This window comes from Clostridium sp. 1001270J_160509_D11, assembly GCF_015667935.1.
Lineage (GTDB): Bacteria > Bacillota > Clostridia > Peptostreptococcales > Peptostreptococcaceae > Intestinibacter.
Genome location: NZ_JADPET010000216.1, coordinates 1 through 2906 on the forward strand (window position 1 = coordinate 1; position 2906 = coordinate 2906).

Here is a 2906-nt window from a genome sequence, read left to right on the forward strand (position 1 = left end):
TTATATAATTTTAAAAATAAAATCTATAAAAATTCTTACTTCTAATTTATAATAGAAAGATATAAAAGTTTTTAATATCAAATTTTTAAGGAGGCTTTTATCAATGAAAAAAAGACCAAAAGCAATTGACGGTACACTTAGAAAATCTTTTTTACGTGTTCCTGAAGTCATTAGAGAATGTAGCGGGATAAATATCTTTGGCAAAAGAATTAAATCGCTTGTGTTTTCGACTGATTTAGCTATCATAAAAAATGTAAATGCAGATGCTGTTATGGCGGTATACCCATTTACACCTCAGCCAATAATAACACAATCTATTATTATGGCTTCTGACATACCAGTCTTTGCTGGAGTTGGTGGAGGTCTTACAAAAGGGATGCGTTCAGTTTTATTAGGAACTAATGCTGAGTTACAGGGCGCAATCGGTGTTGTTGTAAACGCTCCAACATCAAACGGCGTAGTTCAAGCATTATCTGATAGCCTTGATATACCTGTTGTCGTTACAATTGTAAACGATCAAACAAATATACAAGAAAGAATAGATGCAGGCGCAACTATCTTTAATGTATCTGCTTCTGCTGATACACCTAGAATAGTAGCAAAAATTAGAAAGGATTACCCTGATTTTCCGATAATAGCTACAGGTGGTCCAACAGAAGAAAGTATAAGAAAAACTATCGAAGCTGGTGCAAATGCTATAACTTGGACACCACCTTCTGTTTCTGAATTATTCAAAGACGTTATGACTAAATACAGAAACAACGTAGAAGCACCGCATTAATAATTGGTGGTGGTGCATTGCTATGGATACTTATTATCATTATGATGACAGGGTATTTAATTTAAATTACATACCAAAAAGAGGCTAATCGCGTTTTAATTTTGCGATTAGCCTCTTTTTACAATAACTTGTTAAATTTAGCTAGTAAGTCTAGCTTTGACTTAATTTCCTTTTAAGTTTATGATTGCGTTTTGTATTTATTTTGTCCCCGATGACAGTTTTAAAATACATGTTTTAGTAATTATTTTTAATAATTGTTTTGATTTTATGATTTTTATAATTCCGATTTTATATTCCCCGAAAAATTATAACCCCACTCCCAATAGCGTTATAATTATGAAAACAGTTTCATACAATCCCCTAAAAATCGTATTCCCTTGCCTTTGATAATATAATACTACATATGCTATAGCGTTTTTTGTCGATTCTTGCAATAAAATCCAAGTTTTTTTCGACATTTGCCAGGTATTTTATGGTAATTCTGGTCATTTGTTCTTTTTATGAATACGATTTCCATTTTATATAATTATAAATTAATTGACATATAAAGATTATTACTAATAATATAGGAAATATTCTATTAAAAAATATGTTATCTATAGCTAAAATAGAAAGTCCAATCGCCAATAAAACCAATGGAATCTGCGTCCATAATAAAAAATACTCCCTTTGACGTATCAAGGGAGTATTTTTATATATAATATCCAACTATTTTACTTTATCTAAGCTATTTTTGATATATTATTTTTTAGGTCTTTGGCAAGTGACACATTTAGGTTTAGCAATCTTTTTATATCAAAATTCTATTTATAAAGTTTATTTACAAAAGGTAGCTATTTTATAGCTGAAAAGGGAGTCCTTTTGCAAATATCGTATTTTGCGTTTTTATTGTAGATAAAATTAATCGTCGATAAGTTTTATCTTTAATTATATTATAATAATATTGCTGATATGTCAATCATAATTTTTATATATTGTAGGTATTTTGGATTTATTGTTTATGTTTGGTTTATATCTAGTTTTTATTATTATCTAGATTGTTTTTATTTAGTTAATCTTATCTATTTATTTTATCTAAATAGTATAATAATACCCACTCTTTTTATTTTTAAACTTTAATTTTGTGCTGTGTTAAAAATTCTGATGAAAATTATTTTAGATTACTTATATTCAATATATTTATTGTTTTTTTACTTATTTTCATAATATAAATCTTTTTTCGTACTTTATGTGGATATATCTACCTTGAATCAAACTTCATAATAATGTATGATTATTATATTATCTTTAAAGGAGCATGATAAATGAAATTTTCAGTTGGAGTTGAATATGCAATACATTGTTTATTGTATATGGTAAATATGGAAGATGGTAAATCAATAGGGATAAGGGATTTATCAACGTTTCAAGGAATTTCGGAAACGTATCTGTCAAAAATATACGCAAAATTGAGCAAATCAGGAATTGTGAAATCTGTCCCCGGTGTAAAAGGTGGATATACATTAGCCCGTAGTGCTGATAAAATTACGTTTTGTGATATAGTTGAGGCTGTTGAAGGGAGTGAACCGTTCTTCCACTGCGCTGATATCATGCAAAATAGCGTGCTTGCAAAACAGGACCTTCCACCAAGGAATCCTACAAAATGTCCTTGTGTGATTAAAGCTGTGATGTTTGAGGCGGAAAATCAAATGAAAAAATATTTAAGCACGAAGACATTGGCATGGTTATATGATCAAATGTATCACGATATGCTTCCAAAAGAATACGAAACATCAATGCTTGAATGGTTTAATAAGGAAAATAAATAGATTTGGAGTAAAAAAGTAGGGTCTTACCCTACTTTTTTGTTTGTTTATTTTGACATCAACTTTTCTATTTCGTTTAAATCTAGTCCTGTCGATTTTGATATTGTTTCTTTGTCTAATCCTATGTTTATTAGGGATTTTGCGATTTCTATTGCTTTACTTTTTTCGCCTTCCTGAATTCCCTTTTGCAGCCCTTCTTGAATTCCTTTTTGCAGCCCTTCTTTAATACCTTCTTGTCTACCCTTTTTGATTCCTTTTCGCTCGGCTTCGTTTAATGCGCTTATCTTGTCTTTTAGGGTTTTTGCCCTCATTTCGTAAAG

The 2906-nt window shown here is 29.7% G+C and carries 2 protein-coding genes and 1 pseudogene; 2 read left to right on the forward strand and 1 reads right to left on the reverse strand.

Going from position 1 to position 2906, the window contains the following annotated elements; translation table 11 throughout:
* The first annotated feature begins 103 nt into the window (after positions 1-103).
* Together I4U58_RS13325 and I4U58_RS13330 are read left to right on the forward strand one after the other, a co-directional pair.
* The gene (locus tag I4U58_RS13325) at positions 104-781 is read left to right on the forward strand and encodes a hydrolase (RefSeq protein WP_195931820.1); all 678 of its coding nucleotides are present in this window, start codon (positions 104-106) and stop codon (positions 779-781) included.
* Between the two features lie 1304 nt (positions 782-2085).
* Positions 2086-2589: an Rrf2 family transcriptional regulator gene (locus tag I4U58_RS13330; protein WP_195931821.1), complete on the forward strand. Its 504-nt coding sequence runs from the start codon at positions 2086-2088 to the stop codon at positions 2587-2589.
* 44 nt (positions 2590-2633) lie between these two features.
* On the opposite strand, the pseudogene I4U58_RS13335 reads toward I4U58_RS13330, so the two are convergent.
* Positions 2634-2906, reverse strand: a pseudogene (locus I4U58_RS13335) (transposase); the annotation flags it as partial.

Excerpts from the sequence above, each read along its gene's own strand:
- I4U58_RS13325 (WP_195931820.1), top strand. The coding sequence starts at position 104 with ATGAAAAAAAGACCAAAAGCAATTGACGGTACACTTAGAAAATCTTTT.
- I4U58_RS13330 (WP_195931821.1), top strand. The coding sequence starts at position 2,086 with ATGAAATTTTCAGTTGGAGTTGAATATGCAATACATTGTTTATTGTAT.